12 protein-coding genes, 1 tRNA gene and 1 other RNA gene are annotated in these 18303 nt (G+C 38.9%); 1 reads left to right on the top strand and 13 read right to left on the bottom strand.

Translation table 11 applies throughout. The features are described from left to right. Positions 1 to 4: 4 nt before the first annotated feature. The 3 genes from Q0H92_RS09160 to Q0H92_RS09150 all read right to left on the bottom strand — a co-directional run bounded on the left by Q0H92_RS09160 (position 5) and on the right by Q0H92_RS09150 (position 1532). A tRNA-Leu gene (locus tag Q0H92_RS09160) sits at positions 5 to 88 on the bottom strand. Positions 89 to 165: 77 nt separating this feature from the next. After that, entirely contained in the window at positions 166 to 555 is a 390-nt protein-coding gene (locus tag Q0H92_RS09155) for a zinc ribbon domain-containing protein (protein WP_296014094.1), read from the bottom strand. Then, positions 555 to 1532, bottom strand: coding sequence for a hypothetical protein (locus Q0H92_RS09150; RefSeq protein WP_296014089.1), 978 nt, complete (start codon positions 1530 to 1532; stop codon positions 555 to 557). Before Q0H92_RS09150 ends, Q0H92_RS09155 begins: the two co-directional genes overlap by 1 nt. Positions 1533 to 1639: 107 nt before the next feature. Between Q0H92_RS09150 and mfd the strand changes: the two genes are divergently transcribed. Further along, positions 1640 to 5380, top strand: coding sequence for a transcription-repair coupling factor (gene mfd / locus Q0H92_RS09145; protein WP_296014085.1), 3741 nt, complete (start codon positions 1640 to 1642; stop codon positions 5378 to 5380). 122 nt (positions 5381 to 5502) lie between these two features. Here the strand turns inward: mfd and Q0H92_RS09140 are convergent, their stop codons facing one another. The 10 genes from Q0H92_RS09140 to rpoD form a co-directional block, all read right to left on the bottom strand. After that, the gene (locus Q0H92_RS09140) at positions 5503 to 8229 is read right to left on the bottom strand and encodes a DUF2344 domain-containing protein (protein WP_296014084.1); all 2727 of its coding nucleotides are present in this window, start codon (positions 8227 to 8229) and stop codon (positions 5503 to 5505) included. Next, a complete protein-coding gene (gene rodA / locus Q0H92_RS09135; protein WP_296014082.1) occupies positions 8226 to 9545 on the bottom strand; it encodes a rod shape-determining protein RodA in 1320 nt (439 codons plus the stop codon). Before rodA ends, Q0H92_RS09140 begins: the two co-directional genes overlap by 4 nt. Next, on the bottom strand, positions 9542 to 11452 hold the full coding sequence (mrdA, locus tag Q0H92_RS09130) for a penicillin-binding protein 2 (RefSeq protein WP_296014081.1): 1911 nt from the start codon (positions 11450 to 11452) through the stop codon (positions 9542 to 9544). Before mrdA ends, rodA begins: the two co-directional genes overlap by 4 nt. After that, positions 11449 to 11961 carry a rod shape-determining protein MreD gene (gene mreD, locus Q0H92_RS09125; protein ID WP_296014080.1) on the bottom strand — a complete coding sequence of 171 codons (513 nt, stop codon included), beginning with the start codon at positions 11959 to 11961 and terminating at the stop codon, positions 11449 to 11451. Before mreD ends, mrdA begins: the two co-directional genes overlap by 4 nt. A gap of 20 nt (positions 11962 to 11981) precedes the next feature. Then, positions 11982 to 12860: a rod shape-determining protein MreC gene (gene mreC / locus Q0H92_RS09120; protein WP_296014076.1), complete on the bottom strand. Its 879-nt coding sequence runs from the start codon at positions 12858 to 12860 to the stop codon at positions 11982 to 11984. Between the two features lie 17 nt (positions 12861 to 12877). Continuing rightward, positions 12878 to 13930 (bottom strand): rod shape-determining protein, encoded by a 1053-nt coding sequence (locus Q0H92_RS09115; RefSeq protein ID WP_294016051.1) that lies wholly within the window; start codon positions 13928 to 13930, stop codon positions 12878 to 12880. Between the two features lie 37 nt (positions 13931 to 13967). Next, on the bottom strand, positions 13968 to 14930 hold the full coding sequence (locus tag Q0H92_RS09110; protein ID WP_296014072.1) for a tetratricopeptide repeat protein: 963 nt from the start codon (positions 14928 to 14930) through the stop codon (positions 13968 to 13970). Between the two features lie 66 nt (positions 14931 to 14996). Then, positions 14997 to 15389: RNase P RNA component class A (gene rnpB / locus Q0H92_RS09105), an RNA gene on the bottom strand. A 3-nt stretch (positions 15390 to 15392) separates the two neighbouring features. After that, positions 15393 to 16256, bottom strand: coding sequence for a C4-type zinc ribbon domain-containing protein (locus Q0H92_RS09100; protein WP_296014064.1), 864 nt, complete (start codon positions 16254 to 16256; stop codon positions 15393 to 15395). 79 nt (positions 16257 to 16335) lie between these two features. Then, positions 16336 to 18303: an RNA polymerase sigma factor RpoD gene (gene rpoD, locus Q0H92_RS09095; protein ID WP_296014059.1), complete on the bottom strand. Its 1968-nt coding sequence runs from the start codon at positions 18301 to 18303 to the stop codon at positions 16336 to 16338.

Raw genomic sequence — 18303 nt, 5'->3', positions numbered from 1 at the left:
AAAATGCCCAGAACGAGACTTGAACTCGTACATCCTTACGGACTCTAGTACCTGAAACTAGCGTGTCTACCAATTCCACCACCTGGGCAAGGTTTGAATAGTATATTTAAATATCAGTTTTTTGTCAAATATATTTAGCTGAATTCGGCAAAAGAAAACAAAATTTCAGCTTTTGCATCTCATAAATAAAGCCGCAAAAATCACAATCAGCGCGATAATGCTTGCAACAAAAAGCCAGGCAGGAACATCATCAGAGAAAATTGATTTTTTGTGGAGCTTAAATGCTTTTTTTATTTTTTTCCGTGAATTTCGTGAAAGCTGTTTTTTTTCTGAATCTTTTCCGCTTGAAGAAGTTCCATAGAGTTCTTCCTGAGTTACAGCATAATGGCAGGAAGGGCAGCCTTTTAAGAAATTTCTTACAGCTCCTATGTGGCCGCAATTCGGGCATCTTACCGCCGCAAAAAAACGTCCGCACTTTGGACAGAATTTTGCATTCGGAGCGACTTCTGAACCGCAGCCTTCACAGAAATATTTGGCTCGTTTTACTTCAGCCATTATTCAGTTCCCAAATTGTCTACTGTATAGTCGTAAATTTGCCAAATTCCATCGCGCTGGCGGACATAATAAGTGTAGCGTTTGCGTTCCATGAAATTGTCATTTTTAAACCACTCAATTACTTTTACAGTGCCTTCAGTCTGCGAATATGAAGTTGTTTCAATTTTGAATTTAGACGGAATCGCAACAATGTCATAGTCAATCCGCTGGAGCATCAAATCAGCTTTAAATGAACGAAGCATATCGGCACGCTCATCTGCGCTCACAAGATTGTATTTTCTTCCGCGGGAAGGATCACGCTTGAGCATTTCCTCCAAATCCATATAAAGGAAGAACTGATCCCAAAGGCTTTTTTGGCGCGCAACAATTGTCTGCTCAACAACACGATCCGGGCTTATGTCTTCAGGCTGAAGAACAACCGCAGTGTTTGTTTCAACAGGAAGCGCCGATGATGAAGCTGCGGACGGGCTAGGGCGGACTTCAAGGCTAAGGCGGTTTGAAGCCAAGCTGATATTTTTGTTTCTATAAAGCTCCGGATAGAATCTAAGTTCAACATAATAAATAGAAGGATCTTTTATTTCAAGATAGTCTTTTAGATTCTCACGGAAGGAATATTCTTCGCCCGGTTCAAGGGAAATTTCACGGAAATACACAGTCTGATTTGTAGTTCGTTTTCTTATCAGTCCTTGAGTTGAAGGAAGCTGCGTCTTTTTTACATTGAAAGCAATAAAATCCACGGAAAACATTTTGTCATCAGCGATTTTAAATCTCAAAGTAGAAGAGCCTTTATTTGAAACCGTTATATAAACATAGACAGGATTATTTTCTGCGTCTCCCGGATAGTAAACAGTTCTATCATAAAACTTTATTGAAACTTCCGCATTGTCAAGTTTCTGCTCTGATTTTTCTGGAACCTGCGCATAGGCAAAAAAACAGGAAATTGATATAACCGTAAGCAAAAAGCGTTTAATGTTCACAAAAATACTCCCGAGGAAAACCTCTTTTTTTTGATTTGCAGGGCTTTGCAATTCCCTCAAATAAAGCTAAAATAAGCAGATTATTCTATATACTATATCGGACAATTATGAAAAATACATTATCAACAAAAAGTCAAAATCCGCTGTTTAGCCTTATTAATTCCTGCAATGAATTTCACTCGGCGGCAATAAAATGCGCGGACGCAAAGCCTGAAGAATTTCCGCTTCAAATTTCAGGGCTAAAGGGAAGCCTTCCAGCATTTTTTATCAGGCAAACAGAAGAAAGGTACAGACAGAACTGCATCCATGAAACTCAGTATGAAAATAAATTTTTTCAGTTTCAAAAAGATATTTTCATAATTGTTCCGACTCAAAAAGAAGCAGACGAATGCGAAACAGATTTAAATACAGTTTTTGAAGATTCCGTAGAAATTTTCAAGTTTCCGTGGTGGGGAACGATTCCATACAGACCTGCGGCAAAAGGCTCGGCTGTTTTTGGAGAAAGAGCTGGAATCCTTGCAAAACTCGCAGTAAAAAATCCATTTTCTGAAAAACCAAGAATTTTTATAATAACGCAAAGGGCTTTTTTAACTCCAGTTCCGCCGGTTTCATACATCAAAACTTTGGTTACAGTTTTAAAGAAAGGACAGGAATTTGACCCTGAAAAACTTGCGGAAAAACTGGCAGAGCAGGGCTACCTTAGAGTTCCAAAAATCGGAATGAAAGGCGAGTTCGTTTTGCGTGGCGAAGTTCTTGAAATCTTTATGACCGGCGAAAAATATGCGCACAGAATTATATTTGATTTTGACACCATAAGCCAAATAAAACTTTTTGATCCAGAAACTCAGACTTCAAAGGAAAACATAGAGCGTCTTGTAATTTATCCGCAAAAAGAAATTATCTGGACAGAAGAGTTTATTGAAAAACTGGAAAGCGAATGGGAAAAAGAAGACGAAGCTGGCATAAAAAATGATTTCGCTATTTACGACAAAGCAAAAAAACAAAATGCAAACGAACGTTCAGCAGAAAAAAATAATAGCAAAACCGACAATTTACAAACTAACAAACAGTCAGATATTGATAAAAAACGGTTAGAAACGGACATCAATACTAACAACCGATTGTTAGATAAAAAAAACATACATCTCGCTCTCACAGATGCTGCAAAACAAGAAAAAGACAGAATTCTTGCAGAACTTCTTGAATTTAAGGAAACAGAAGGCGAAGAACTCTTTTACCCAATCCTGTTTGACAAACTGTATTCAATTTTAGACTACTTAACAAACAATACAGATGTTTATTTTTTTGACTGGGACAGACTTGTAAACGCAGAAAAAATGCTCGAAAATGAATACACTGTGGCGTATCGGCTTGCACGTCAAAATCTTCCTGTGTTTCCGCCTGCAACCATGCAACTTGATTTTTTCAACCTTGCAACCGAATGCAAAAAACTTGTCGCATTCAGAACATTAGACACATTGAGCAATTCAGAAGAAAATATTCAAGACAATTCCGTTGCGTTCAACACATCGCTAGAAATAAAATCACAAGCAGGGCAAAGCTATTTCGGAAACATAAATTACCTAAAAGAACAGCTGTCGTCCTTTTTGAAAGAAAAATACAACATTTTCATTTTTGCAGACAATGGAAATCAGGCTTTAAGAATAAAAGAAATTATTAAGGAATTCTGCGATTCTGGAGTTCAAGTTCTTCCGCAGGCTCTTACAGCCGGATTTATGATTTCCGATGAAAAACTTCTTGTCATTCAGGAAAATGAAATTTTCGGGCGAAAGAAAAACACGTCAAAATCAATTAGAAAAGTAAATTCAAAGCCAATAGATACGTTCGTTGATTTGACTCCGGGCGATTACATTGTCCATGTAAATTACGGAATCGGACTTTTCAAGGGAATCGAGCGCGTAAAAGCAATGGGTACAGAACGCGACTATATAAAACTTGAATATGCCGACGAGGAAATCGCCTTTGTTCCTATCGAGCAAGTGAATATGGTTCAGCGTTATATAGGAATCGAAAACGAAAAACCAAGACTCGACAGAATCGGCTCAAAAAGCTGGAGCGCAAGAAAAGCAAAAGTTCAGCAAAAAGTTGAAGAAATCGCCGAAAAACTGATAGACTTGTACTCAAAACGTCAGGCTTCACGCGGATTTTCGTTTCCAAAGGATACAGAATGGAACGCAGCATTTGAAGCCGCATTTCCTTACGAAGACACGCCCGACCAGTTTTCAGCAACGCAGGAAATCAAAGCGGACATGGAAAAGCCAGTTCCAATGGACCGGCTTGTATGCGGAGATGTTGGCTACGGAAAAACTGAAATCGCAATGCGCGCGGCATTTAAAGCTGTCATGGGCGGAAAACAAGTCGCATTTCTTGCGCCGACAACAATTCTTGCAGAGCAGCATTTTGAAAACTGCCAGGAACGCTTTAAAAATTTTCCAGTTACAATCGCGCAGCTTTCAAGGTTTGTTTCTCCAGCGGAACAAAAAAAGATAATTTCAAAACTTGCAAGCGGGGAAATAGACATTCTCATAGGCACACACCGAATTCTTCAGAAAGATGTCATTTTTAAAAATCTTGGACTGATGATAATTGATGAAGAGCAAAGATTCGGCGTAAAAGACAAGGAAAAACTCAAGACTTTAAAGACAAACATCGACTGCCTTGCAATGAGCGCAACGCCAATTCCGCGCACGCTTCACATGAGCCTTTTGAAAATCCGGGATATGTCGCTTCTTACAACGCCGCCGCAAAACAGACAGCCAATCGAAACTGCAATTGAAGAATACAACGACGAAAAAGTCGCCCGGGCAATAAGAAACGAAGTTCAACGCGGAGGACAAGTTTTTTACCTTCACAATAGAGTTGAAACGCTTGAAGAAACTAGGCTGAAACTTGAAAATCTTGTTCCCGAAATGCTGGTTGAAACTGCGCACGGAAAAATGACCAGCGAAGAGCTTGACGACATTTTTAGAAGATTCAAGATGGGCGGATTTCATATCCTTGTGGCAACTACGATAATTGAAAACGGAATCGATATTCCAAATGTAAACACAATAATAATCGACCGCGCGGATATGTACGGAGTAAGCCAGCTTTATCAGTTGCGCGGACGTGTAGGGCGAAGCGACAGAAAAGCTTATGCATATCTTTTTTATCCGCAGAACAAAGCGTTAAGCGAAGTTGCAATGAAAAGGCTTCAAGTAATAAGCGATTTTACAGAATTAGGCTCAGGATTTAAAATTGCAATGAAAGACATGGAAATCCGAGGCGCAGGAAATCTTCTTGGAAAAGACCAAAGCGGCGAAGTTTACGCAGTCGGATTCGAAATGTACTTAACGCTTCTAAATTCCGCAATCGAAAGACTTTCAAACAGCGACTGGACAGCACCAGAAGAAGTTCTGCTTGAACTTGAATACACAGGATTCATTCCAGACACATACATAAAAGACACACAGACAAAAATGGAACTTTACAAAAAAATCGCATCCGTTCAAACTCAAGATTCCTTAAATTCAGTCTGGGAAGAACTTTTTGATAGATTCGGACCGATTCCAGACGAAGTAAGCAGCCTCCTAAGCCTTGCAAAAATCCGCATAATCTGCAACAGACTATCGATAAGCTCTTTAAAAGAAAAAAAAGGAATTGTCCAAGTTGAATTCAGCAAAGTTTCAAAAGTCAACATTGACAAACTTTTGGGACTGATAAAAACAAGTTCAGGGCGCGTAAAACTAAACTCAGCCAAGCCAAACCAAATTATCTTGCAAACCGAAGCAATCGATTTAAAAAGCAAAAGTGAATTCATAAAGGAAAAACTTGAGCAATTGCTTTAAACACAATTTTCTTCAATATAAAGGTGGAAATTTGAGAATATACATAACTGCCTATAATGCGCATTCTGTCTACTAAAATATATCATTAATTCCCTCAACGCTCTTCTTTATTACGCATTTCGTTACACTTTTCCTTTGAAAAAATCAGGATGCGACTTTAAAAATTCTTCCTGTTCAATTTGCAGTTCTTTCCGTTTGTTTATAAGATCAATGTTTATTCTTGCAATCTGCGAATAAAGCTCCATATACGAAACTGGATTTTGCCCGGTTTTGCAGGAATCTGTCTTTACAAAATTCTTATTATCTTTTCGCCACATTTCTTCATCTTCCGCAGTCCAGCCATTTATTTCATTTTTGGCAAGCGTGTGAAGTTTTTCTATGCTGACAATTTCATACCACTTTTTTTCATAAAAAGATTCAATTGCAAGGCGGAAATTTTTATCACTGACTGGCAAAATCGCTTGATATTCATTTTTTCCCATTGATTCAATTTTTGCAGCCGAATTTTTTTCAAGAAATTCCCTATACTGCTCTGATTCAAAAAAAGCGTCTGGCGGCAAATAAAAACTGTACCTATAAATTCCGCCCCAAAGTCCTTGGCTCAAGGATTCGCGTTTTCGCATATTGGTTACAGGGAAAATAAAAGCTTCGGTAATCTGCAAATTTGAAGGCAAAACTTTATTCATTTTCGAAACAAACTCGGAAGTTTCCATATTTTCATAAAGCAAGCAAGACGCAGTTTCTTCAAAAGAAGGAATTCCCAAAGTCATTGCAGAGGCAAATTCCAAGCGCGGCAACGGATTAAAACCAGATGAAAACACAAAATTCAGCCCGGAGCGCAAAACCGCTTTGTGAAAAATTTCAACTTGAGACAAATAAGCAGTAAATTCTCCGCCATTTTTTCTTGTAAAATTGAAAATTACTCTATAAAGAATAGGAATATTGCATTCAGGCATTTGTAAAGGAGCTTTTACTGTATTATTTTTTATACATTTTAAGGCAGATTCTACGGTTTGTTGTGTAAATACTTCTACTTTTTCCTTTGTGTTGCAAACGCCGCATTTATGGTTGCAGTCTGTACTGCATTTTTCAGTAAGTTTATGTTCAAGGGATTTTTGCCATTCTTTTTTATAGAAGCCTTGCGCAGGACCAAGGCTGACAGAATTCCAAGGCAACGTATCTTCGTTCCAGTCGTGAAAAATCCAGTCTTTGACATTAAAATCAACTTCAGAAAAAGCTTCTTCCCACAAAGGAAAATCTTTGCGCAGATAATCATCCCAAGCATCGAAGCGAACGCCTTTTTTGTAAGCATTCAAGATGACTTTGCCAGCATTGAAATCTCCGCGGCTCAAAAGTCCTTCAAGAATTGTCGCATTGTAATTGTGCCGTCCCATTTTGAATTTTCCACGCGGAAGGCTTTTGAATATATATTCAATTTTTGCTTCTGCGACTTCCGGCTTTATCTGTTTCACGCGCTCATAAGGAGTATGTGGCTTGGGAATAAAAACACCGACATTCACGTTGCACTGAATTTTTGTTTTTGCCTGAAGTTCAAGAAGAAAATCAACTATAGCTTTTTCTTCACTGCCTTCAGCTCCGGGCGCGCAATTTCTGTCTTCAAAATAATCGCCAAGCGGAAGACCTATCATAAAATAAAACTTTGCGCTCGACCAGCCGCGGTTCTTTGCTTCCTTTATAATTTCTTCAAGGTGGCTTGCATAAACTTCCTTGTTAAGGCTTAGCTGCCACATTTCTTCTGGAGTTTCAACGGCGAATGTAAGACCGCTTTTTCTGATTTTTGAAAGTTTTTCAAGAATATCAAGTGAAAACGAGTTTACTTTTAACGACGGAAGCTGAAACGAAACATTAAAACCTTTGTAGCGTTCATTTAAAATATCAAGGAGATTTGAAACTTCAGGAAAATCCGCGCTGCTCAAGGAATTTAGGCTGACTTCTCTGTAGCCCGCATCAAAAACCAAATGGTCAATTTCTTCAATTATTAAATTTTTGTTTTTTACGCGCATAGGCCGATAGTAAATTCCGGCATGGCAAAAACGGCAGCCATTTGGACATCCGCGCATAATTTCAACAACGCCATGATCCTGAACAGGCTTGCTGGACGGAAGCGGAAACCATCCAGGCACAGACGGAACAAGACCAAAATCAGACTGCACTACTCTTCTTGCAACTTTTTTTTCAAGGTGCTTTTTCTTTGTCCAAATAAAATTTTTTGATTCTAAAAATTCAATCAAATCTTTTCTTGACGCGCCGTTTTTTTTCAGCTTGGACAAATCTTCAACTAAGTTAAAAAGCGCAGGCTCGGCTTCGCCTATAAAAAATGCATCAAAAAAATCGCTGAATGGAGCTGGATTTGTAACACCGCAGCCGCCAGCAATGACGATTGGCTCGTCTTCAGTTCTTTCGCTTGCAAGAAGATGAACTTTGCCGGAATCAAGCATTGCCAAAACTTCCGTTATTCCAAGCTCGTAGCCAATTGAAAAACCAATCATGTCTGTTTTGAACAACGGAATTCCAGTTTCAATTGTGTAAAGCGGCACATTATTTTCTTTTAAAAGATTTTCAAAATCAACATCTGGAGCAAAAACGCGCTCGCATCTTACATCGGGAAGAAGATTCAGTCCGTTATAAATAATTTTTACAGCAAGATTTGACATTGCAATTTCATACAAATCAGGAAATGCAACTGCAAAATTAAAATATTCGTCCAGCTCGGAATGCGGCTTAACGGTGATTCCGAATTCTCCGCCAACATAGCGCGACGGCGACTGAACAGAATTCAGCTTAGAACCAAAAATTTTCAGAGGATTAATTAAATCAGAAGTTTTCATAAAGTTGTTTTAAAATCAAGACGGCGGCTGTTAATGCTCATCAAAAGACCAATCGCAAGCATATTTGTCAAAAGCGCTGAACCGCCATAAGAAAGAAACGGAAGCGGAATTCCCGTGATTGGCATTATTCCCATAACCATTCCAACATTTACAATAAAATGGAAAAAGAACATTCCAAGAATTCCAGAAGCAATGTAGCAGCTGTAGGAATTATTAGTCTGCCTTATTATGTGCGTAATTCGAAGCAGGATTGCAAAAAACGCGAAGAATAAAACAATTCCGCCTGCAAATCCCATTTCCTCTGAAAAAATGCTGAATATAAAGTCAGTGCTTTGCTGAGGGAGAAAACGCAAATGGCTTTGAGACCCCTGCATAAATCCGCGGCCAAAAAGAGTTCCAGCTCCAATCGCAGTTTTGGACTGAATTATATTCCAGCCGGCTCCACGAGGATCGCTGTTTGGATCTATAAAAACTATAAGCCTTGCAATTTGATAAGGTTTCAAAACTTTTCCGCAAGCCCAAGAACCAGCAATTGAACATGAAAAAATTCCAAAGAAATACGTAATCCAGTAATAGTATTTTTTCTTAAAAAACATATTTCCCAAAATCCCAATTATACAGATTCCAAGAGAAGCTGAAAAAACAAGAATTCTAAGTTTCATATTTGAAAGAACATGAATAACAGGAACAGATTTCCGTAAAATTTCAGTTTCCCAAATTGGAAGAACCGCAAAAACAATGGTAAACATTCCTGTCAGAAAAACAATCATAAGATAGCGGACAGGAACATCAGCCATGAAGCACATAAAAAGAAAGATAGGAAGAAAAACACTTGCAGTTCCCAAGTCAGGCTGAAGAAGTATAAGTCCCATTGGAACCATCATAATGCAAATTGCAAGCGCAAAACGCTTCATCGGCTTTTCTGCAGACGACTTGTCAAGGAAACGCGCTAAAAAAAGTATAAATGCAATCTTCATAAGCTCGGAAGGCTGAATTCCCAAATCCCCAATTCCAAGCCAGCTTCTAGCTCCATTTACATATCTTCCAAAAAATCTTGTGTATACAAGAATTCCCGCCATGAAAATAAAAAAGTAATGGGAATACCGTTCCAATCTTCTGTAGTCCAGCAAAGCCATTATAGTCATCACAGAAAATCCGATGCAAAACCAGATAATCTGCTTTATGTATTCATTTGAAACAAGAACGCCTTCAGAATTTATTCCAGAAGAATAAATAAACGCAATTCCTATAGTTATTAAAAACAGAACGCACAAAAGAAGAATATAGTCAATTGAACTAAAAAATCTGATTTTCATTCGCGTCTTCCTCCGGCTGCTCTTTGTCTGTTCAGCAAATAACGGAATTTCAAGGCATCCACAGATTCTTCAAAAGTCTGATTATTGAAAATTCCCTGAATTATTATATTTGTGGCATAAGGCGCCCACCATTCCCAAGTGTTTACGGCTTCAACTAAAACCGCGACAACAACTTGCTCTTCAGGCGGAGCATCAAAAGGCGCATAGGCAACCATCCAAGAATGCCAGTGATTTTTTCCAACGCCATTAACTTCCGCAGTTCCAGTTTTTCCCGCAATCTGAACAGAAGTATTGTGCATCGGATAAACTGCTGTTCCGTCTGAAATTGTGTAACGCAAATTTCTTTGAATTTCTTTCCAAACTTCAGAAGCTACAGTTGACTCATGCATTACTTCAGGCTTTATTTCCTGAACTGAATCATTTGCAGAATCCCGAATTTCTTTTAGCAAATGCGGCTTGTAAATTTTTCCGCTGTTGCAAACCATCGCCATCATATTCGCAACATGAAGAGGCGTTGCAAGAGTATAGCCCTGCCCGATTGACATATTCATTGTGTCGCCGCCAAGCCATTTTTCGTGGTAACGGCGTTCTTTCCATTGCGGCGTAGGAACAAAACCATTGCTTTGAGCAGGCAAATCAATTCCAAGGCTCTGACCGAATCCAAATTCCTTAGAATAACTTGCAATCCGCTCTACTCCAAGATGATCAGTTCCTATGACCCAGAAATAAACATCGCAGCTCTGGGCAAGCGCATTTTTTAAATCAAGCCAGCCATGTCCAGGAAGTCCGATATGGCAACGGAAAACTCTGTCTCCGTAAGTAATTCTTCCAGGACATTCTATTTTCTTTTCCGCAGGGAAAACTTTTTCTGAAAGAACCGCAGTGCTCATAATGATTTTGAAAGTTGAAGCCGGAGGATATTCAGCATTTACAACTCTGTTCAGCATTGGCTTGTTTTTGTCCGCAGCAAGTTTTGCATATTGAGCAGAAGCGTCATCTTTTGAAAATATATTTGCATCAAAATACGGATATGAAACCATGGCAAGAATTTCCCCGGAAGCCGGCTTTAGAACAACCGCAGCCCCTACCCGCTCTCCAAGCGCTTTTTCTGCCAAAGTCTGAATTTCAGTGTCGATTGTGAGGACAAGATTTTTTCCACTTACAGGCGGAACAACAACAGGATCTTCATTCAAGATTCGTCCGTGAACATCAACTGTGCGGCTTATGCTTCCTTCTTTTCCCTGAAGCAAGCTGTCATACTGCCTTTCAATTCCAGTTTTTCCGACGATTGAATTTGAAGTATAGCCTTTGTTGTACATCAGCTTAAGCTCTTCATTTGTAATATCGCCAACGTATCCTAAAACATGGCTCATGGAACCAGTTTCAGCATAATAGCGGACAGGCTTGTTTCTCCAGGAAACTCCAGGCAAGTCAGTTAGATTTTCTGCAATATTCGAAATAATTTCAAAAGGAACGTTTGTTTTTACTTCAATCGGCGAAAAACTTTTTCTAAGACGCGGCGGAATTTTTGTGTCAATATTCGCTTTGGAAATTCCAAGAAATTTGGCGAGCTTCGTTGCAACAGTATCAAAATATCCCTGCGGAATTTCGCCAGGAATCAAATCGACAGCGAAAGAATCTGTATTGATAACCATCGGCAATTTTGCCTTTCTGTCAAAAATTTCTCCACGCTGAGCCGCAATTTTTGTTATAGTTCTTGAAATTCTAACAGAGCGGTTTTGATACTGCGCGCCTTCCAAAATCTGAAGGCTAAAAAGTTTCAGCGCATAAACAGCAAAAAAAACTGAAATAATTCCGAGCAAAAATGAAGCTTTATAATTTTTTTTAAGCGAGCTTTTATTTTTTGAATCTTCAAAAGCTGAATCAAAACGATTTTTTCCGCTCATTGAAAAATATTCTCCGGTTTTAAAATAACGCTATTTCTAAACAGCCGCAAAAATTTAAAAACAAACGGACTTAAAAATCCGTTCATTAAAATTTCAAATAAAAAGCTGAAAGAAAAAATTTTATACGAAGCGACAATAAGAGGAAAAAACACGGAAATAAGATAAACAAAAAGAACTTTCAATATCGTAGCGCAAATTCCAAGAAAAATCGGAACAAAAAATCCTTCAGTATTCAATGACTTGTTGAAAATTCCGCCCAAATAGCCAAGCACAGATCTAAGAAGGCAGTTCAGCCCAAGCGGACAAGCGCTCAAAAAGTCCAGGAACAAGCCGGAAACAAAACCTGTAGTTTCCCCGATTATTTTTCCGTTATTTATAGAAAAAAACAAAACGCAAATCAAAGACAAATCTGGCAACGCCGGAAGAAAAACAATATTCGAAAGAACTGCGGCTTCAAAAACAGAAACAAAAAGCAAAATGGCAGAACTTGAAAAAAAAGCTCGTAACATTTTTTCTCCAAACAATAAAGCTAGTTTTTTGCAAGCGGCGGCTTGTCATTTAAATTTTTCTGGTCAACAACAAGCACATTTTCCAAGCGCAAAAAATCTATTACAGACTCAAGCTCAATGCTAAGCGATGAATCGTAATCAAGAATTTTGATTTTTGAAATGCGGCCAATCGGAATATCTTTGACATAGTTTCCATTTTCACCGCTAGTAACAACAATGTCGCCATGATTCAGGCTGTCAAAAACTCTCTTCCGTATATACTGAAGATTCAACGGGCTTCCATAAGAACCGTTTCCCGAAACAATTCCAATATCACGGGTATTTTGAATCCGCGCGGAAATATTGCATTTTGTATCATAAACCGGCATTACAAGGCTTGTATCAAGACCGGCTGTAACAACTTTGCCTACAACGCCCACATTTCCACTTTGAATCGCAATAACAGGAAAGCCTTTTTTTATTCCGCTTCTAGCGCCTTTGTTTATTGTAATTCCCGAATAAAGATTGTCTGGATCACGTCCGATTATCTGGGCAGGAATATTTTTGTATTCAATTTCAGAAGCAAACTGAAGCTGTTCACGCAGGCGTTCATTTTCCTTTCGGATTTCAACATTGTTGCGCTGCATGAATTCATAGTCTTTCAGTTTTTCCGAAAGTTCCTTGTATTCTTTTTGAAGAACTGCAATATCTCTTATTGACGTAACAATTCCAGTTACAACATTTATCGCAGAGCTGCTTCCTTTCTGAATTAAAGAAACTACAGAAAAACCAACTTTATTAAAATTGACAACAAATCCGCCGCCAGAAAAACCTAAAAGCACTCCGCTGAAAACAACAAGAAATGCCAAAAGAATTTCCGCAGTTTTTATGCGGATAGAAGCTTTAAATTTTCCCGCCATGAGCAAACCCGAAGTTTTTAGTCATTCAGATTTTCATAAATTGAACGACGAGTAGACATATCCTTGAACAATTCAAATGCTTCGCCCGCGCCTTTTGCAACACATTCAAGAGGCTTTTCTACAAGGAACACAGGAACGCCAGTTTCTTTCTTTATCAAATCTTTAAGGCCTTTTAACATTGAACCGCCGCCAGACATAACAATTCCGCGCTCAACAATATCAGCCGCAAGCTCAGGAGGAGTGCGTCCCAAAGTTTTCTTTATTTCTTCAATGATTTTTGAAACAGGCTCTTTCAAAGCTTCGCGTACTTCTACAGAATCAACTTCAAGACGGCGCGGAAGACCAGTAATCGCGTCTCCGCCGCGGATTTCCATTTTGCGGATTTTGTCATCATCGATATTTTTTTCTGCAATCGCGTTTCCAATTTCAATTTTAAGACGTTCCGCAGTCTGCTGTCCAATTATCAAGTTGTGAACAGAACGAATGTGCTTTATAATCGCCTCGTCAAAAGCATTTCCGCCGATTCTAATTGAGCTTGTAACAACCATTCCGCCCAAAGAAATAACTGAAACTTCTGTAGTTCCGCCGCCAATATCGCAAACCATGTGTCCGGCCGGCTCGTAAATCGGAATTTCAGCGCCAATAGCAGCGGCAAGACTTTCTTCAATCAGCTTTACTTCTTTTGCTCCGGCCTTCAAAGCGGCAGCCATTACAGCGTCCTGTTGAACCTGAGTAATGCAAGAAGGAATTCCAATTTTCATTCTTATAGATTTAAAAAGATTATGGCGCGGAATTACTTTTGAAATAAAATATTTCAGCATTTTTTCAGTTGAATCGCTGTCTGAAATAACACCGTCCGCCAAAGGTCTTATAGCGACAATGTTTCCAGGTGTTTTCCAAAGCATTCTTTTTGCCTCAACACCAACAGCTTCAATTCTTCCAGTTCCCTTTTCAACTGCCACAACAGAAGGCTCGTCAATAACAATTCCCTGTCCGCGGACATAAATCAATGTATTGCAAGTCCCCAAATCGATTCCTATATCAGTTGTAAAATTATCAAGAAAGCTCATTTTTCCTCCTCCAAGCTTTTCTGTAAAATTCAAATTCTTATAGCTCTGACATTTTTTTCAGCGCGCCTTTATGGTTGAACTGAATTTTCAGGCATTTTCGCCATTCAGACCGAGCTTTTATATTGTCGCCTTTTTTCTCATATAATACACCAAGTCCGTAATGCGCGTCAGCAGAATTTTGATTTTTTTCAAGAATTGAATTAAATTCTTTTTCCGCATCCGAAAAATTACCTTCACTTGTATATATCTGCCCAAGAAGAATATGGCTGTCGTCCAAAAGCTCTTCATTCTGGCTTGTTTCCATAACGCGGACAAGATACTGCTTTGCAACAGATTCCTGCCCGTTATTGCAATACTGCTTTGCAATGTTGAACAAAAGCGTGTCAGTTTCACGCACAAGAAGCGCCTCTGTAAAAGCCGCAATGCTTTCGTCAGTTTCGCCAAGAGACGCATAGCTTAAACCAAGCAAAAGCGGAATGTCAGCTGATTTGTATCCATTTGAAACCGCAAGCGAAAGATATTTTACAACTAAGTCAGCGTAATAATGGTAAGCTGAAACTTTGTTCTTATAAAAATACGCGCGGCCAAGCATATACTGAATCTGCGGAAGCGTGTCTTTTTTACATCCGTGCATAGCTTTTCTAAGGCTGAAAATCGATTTGTCCAAAAGCTCCTGAGACTTTATATTGTCAGTTTCTGATTCCGCAAGCATGAATGAACTGTAGCCTAAAAAAGCAAGAGCGGCATTATGATAAGGATTTTCATCAAGAATTTTTGAAGCGGAATTGTAAACAGATTTATAGCCATCTTCCGTATGAAGCGACCAGTTTTTATACATTGAATCAACTGAATCAAGCTTAAAAAATTTGTTTCCGATAAATTTTATAAAAACAAAAGAAAATAATGTTACAAAAACAATTGCAAAAGACGCGATTATAAACTTAATAACAAAGGTTTTCCTTTTATGATAGAATAAGTCTAAACCGTATCTAGCTTTCATTTTCCCCACCCGAAAAATGCAATAAACAAAATAAAGTCTGCTTTCAGAAAAACTGATGCAAACAAAAATAAAAAGGATATGATAAGCCGGGTTCTGGAACGCTTTATAAAAAACGTGTTGACCATCTATCTGCAATGCCAGTTGCCCGGCACTTCCAGCAATCTACCCGCAGCATAAGGCCGGAAAACCAAACTGCTATATGATTTTGCTCCTGATGAGGTTTACTTATGCCGTTTCTGTTGCCAAAAACGCGGTAGGCTCTTACCCTGCCTTTTCACCCTTACCCATTACAGGCGGTAATTTTCTGTAGCACTTTCTGTCGGTAAAGAAACTTTACTGAAAACCAGCAGTTTTTCTTTTCCGCCCGGTTATTGCCCGGCATCTTTTCCGGAGGAGCCCGGACTTTACCTCACTAAAAAGAAATCATCATCTCTTTTAGCGCGGTCAACATATCCTTATTTTTTAATTTTCATAATCAAGGGATTTAATAGAAGAATCTGAATCTTCTGAATCATCGCCCTCAATATCAATAAGATCCTCATCCTCAAGAAGATCTTCATCCATGTCATCAGCAGAACTGTCATCATGGATTGAAACATAGTTTTCATCCAAATCAGCGGCTTCTTCGTAAAAAAGAATTCTGCTGCAATAAGGACAGAAAAGAATTTTTTCTCCATGGTGAACTTCATTTGCAAACTGCGCCGGCAAAATCATGTGGCAGCCATCGCAAACTTTTCCCTTTACAGCGACAATTCCCTTGCGGTTTCTTTTGATGATTCTCTGAAACTTCATAATTGTTTCTGAATCGATGCCTTCTGACATTTCCGCTTCTTTTGCTTTCAACGCCTCAAGCTTTTCATTGCAAGCGGCAATTTCCTTGTCAAGATTTTCGCGGGATTCATTTACATCTTTTTCTGTTGAAGCAATCAAATCTTCTTCACTCTTAAGCAAATCGTTAAGCTCTGCCATGCTTTTTTCTTCACGCTGAAGCTCTTTACGTTTTGAATCTTCCAAAGCCTGCGCTTCTGAAATCTGCTTTTCAAGAATTTCATATTCACGGTGCGTAGAAATCGCATCCATTCCCTTTTCGCCTTCTTCACGCTTTCTCTGGGCCTCATCAAGTTCAACTCTTAAACGGGCGACAATATCTTTTTTCTCTTCGTAAAGCTTATTTTTTTCGATATATTCTCTCTTGAAACGGTCAAGGCTTTCCGTGCTGCCATCAAGAGTTTTCGGCAATTCCTCGACTTTCGCTTCAATTTCATATTTTTCAGCAAGAACGTCCTGCAAGTTTTTCAATCTTTCCAATTCTTCTGTCATTTGCATAGATGGCAACCTCTTGTAAATTCTATATATAGGTGCAATATTTTACACAATTTCGGCTTTTATGTCTACACGATTTCTTTTAAGAATCAATGTAGTCCCTAAGACCGCTTGAACGGCGCGGATGTCTAAGCCTTCGCAAAGCCTTCGCTTCAATCTGGCGGATTCTTTCCCTTGTTACATTGAAATAAAGTCCGACTTCTTCAAGTGTAAGAGAATATCCGTCATCAAGTCCGAACCTCATTTTCAAAACTTCCTGCTCGCGCTGCGGCAATGTGCTTAAAACAGAACGAAGCTGCTCCTGAAGCAATGTGTACGCAGTCTGGTTAGCCGGATTTTCAATTTCCTTGTCTTCAATAAAATCTCCCAAAGACGAATCTTCTTCCTCGCCAATCGGAGTTTCAAGGGAAATCGGCTCTCTGGCAACATTTTTAACTTGCTTTACGCGCGCAAGTGGCCAAGAAAGCTGCGCTGCAATTTCTTCATCAGTCGGCTCTCTTCCATATTTCTGCATAAGCTGGCGGCTTTCACGGACAACTTTGTTTATCTGCTCAATCATGTGAACCGGAACACGGATTGTTCTTGCCTGATCTGAAATTGATCTTGTAATCGCCTGACGAATCCACCAAGTCGCATAAGTTGAAAATTTATAGCCTTTGCGGTATTCAAATTTTTCAACAGCCTTTATAAGACCGATGTTCCCTTCCTGAATCAAGTCAAAAAGCTGAAGTCCGCGGTTTGTGTATTTTTTTGCAATTGAAACAACAAGACGAAGGTTTGCATTTATAAGCCGGTTTTTTGCCTGTTCAAGCTGCAGTCTTCCGCGCTCGATTTCCTTTTTCATTTCAAGAATTTCATCAACGGAATTTTCAAAATCGTATTCAAGCTCTCGGAGTTTTCTGTCAATTTTCTGAATTTCAGTATAGTCAGAACGGATTTCGTCAGCAGACATCGCAAGTTCTTTTTCAAGTTTTGCGGATTCAGTTCTGATTGCAAGACGGCGGCCAATTGAACGAAGCCCGACAGCATCCGTGATCCGCAGTTTTTTCATGCGGCGCTCTTGAATCAAGTGGTACTCGTCAATTTTTTTCGAAGCCGTGATAAATTTCGCGCTGAAAGTTTCAATTTCTTCAGTCTGAAGATCTGCGTTTAAAAGCGATTCTTTTATAAAATCCCTAACACGCTTCAAATTTTCATCAGAAAAAATATTTATTGTAGGATCTTCGGAATGAAGCTGTTTTTTCAACGCCATGTATTCCGCCATTTGCTCGCGGATTGGCTTTACATATTCAACATAGCAGCTTCTCAAGCGGCGGCGTTCAGCCATAAGCTCGTTAATTTCTTTTCTGGCTTTTCCCGGCTCATGCGGATCTATTTTTTTATAAATTGTGTGGCAAATCTGGTAAAATTCAGGAATAATCATGCCGGAATTTCTTATGACATTTTTTATTATGTTCTGACCGTCTTCCATCTGCTTTGAAAGAATGACTTCCTGCTCTGCCGTAAGAAGATTTTCCTTTCCAATTTCACGCAGATAAAGCCTGATTGGATCATCAATTCCAGATTCCTTGTCATTTGAAACAAGACGGTGCTTTTCGTCAAACTTAGAATCATCTTCGGAATCAGAAAGAGAATCCTCGTCGTCCTCATCTTCCTCCTCTTCATCGTCCAGAAGATTGTCCTCTTCCATAACCTGAATATTGTTTTTTGTAAGAAGTTGAAGAACTTCCTCCATTTTTGGAGAATTCACAAATTCAGGCGTTAAAATTTCAGTGATTTCGTCCCATGAAATAATCTGCTTGCTGCATGCATAATCCAAAAGTTTTTTTACATTCGGATCAAGAACTTCCTCTGAATCCTGCTCAGAATCCGAAGCCTCTTCATCTTCTTCTGAATTTTCATCCTGAACAGATTCATTTTCTTCAGCTTCTTCCGATTCATCAAATTCGATCAAATCCGCATTTTTTTTGTTTTTTTCTGATTTTGATTCAAGCGATTTTTTTTCTTTTTTAACTGTTTCAGATTTTTTTTCAGGTGACTTTCTAGCCAT

Origin of the sequence: uncultured Treponema sp. (assembly GCF_934725225.1) — a bacterium.
Lineage (GTDB): Bacteria > Spirochaetota > Spirochaetia > Treponematales > Treponemataceae > Treponema_D.
This window is presented reverse-complemented; position numbering and strand designations above follow the sequence as displayed.

What these genes read in the sequence shown, in the direction of transcription:
- Q0H92_RS09155 (WP_296014094.1), bottom strand. Translation starts at nt 555, where the DNA reads ATGGCTGAAGTAAAACGAGCCAAATATTTCTGTGAAGGCTGCGGTTCA.
- mreD (WP_296014080.1), bottom strand. Translation starts at nt 11,961, where the DNA reads ATGTTACGAGCTTTTTTTTCAAGTTCTGCCATTTTGCTTTTTGTTTCT.
- mreC (WP_296014076.1), bottom strand. Translation starts at nt 12,860, where the DNA reads ATGGCGGGAAAATTTAAAGCTTCTATCCGCATAAAAACTGCGGAAATT.
- rodA (WP_296014082.1), bottom strand. Translation starts at nt 9,545, where the DNA reads ATGAAAATCAGATTTTTTAGTTCAATTGACTATATTCTTCTTTTGTGC.
- mfd (WP_296014085.1), top strand. Translation starts at nt 1,640, where the DNA reads ATGAAAAATACATTATCAACAAAAAGTCAAAATCCGCTGTTTAGCCTT.
- rpoD (WP_296014059.1), bottom strand. Translation starts at nt 18,303, where the DNA reads ATGGCTAGAAAGTCACCTGAAAAAAAATCTGAAACAGTTAAAAAAGAA.
- Q0H92_RS09100 (WP_296014064.1), bottom strand. Translation starts at nt 16,256, where the DNA reads ATGCAAATGACAGAAGAATTGGAAAGATTGAAAAACTTGCAGGACGTT.
- mrdA (WP_296014081.1), bottom strand. Translation starts at nt 11,452, where the DNA reads ATGAGCGGAAAAAATCGTTTTGATTCAGCTTTTGAAGATTCAAAAAAT.
- Q0H92_RS09115 (WP_294016051.1), bottom strand. Translation starts at nt 13,930, where the DNA reads ATGAGCTTTCTTGATAATTTTACAACTGATATAGGAATCGATTTGGGG.
- Q0H92_RS09110 (WP_296014072.1), bottom strand. Translation starts at nt 14,930, where the DNA reads ATGAAAGCTAGATACGGTTTAGACTTATTCTATCATAAAAGGAAAACC.
- Q0H92_RS09140 (WP_296014084.1), bottom strand. Translation starts at nt 8,229, where the DNA reads ATGAAAACTTCTGATTTAATTAATCCTCTGAAAATTTTTGGTTCTAAG.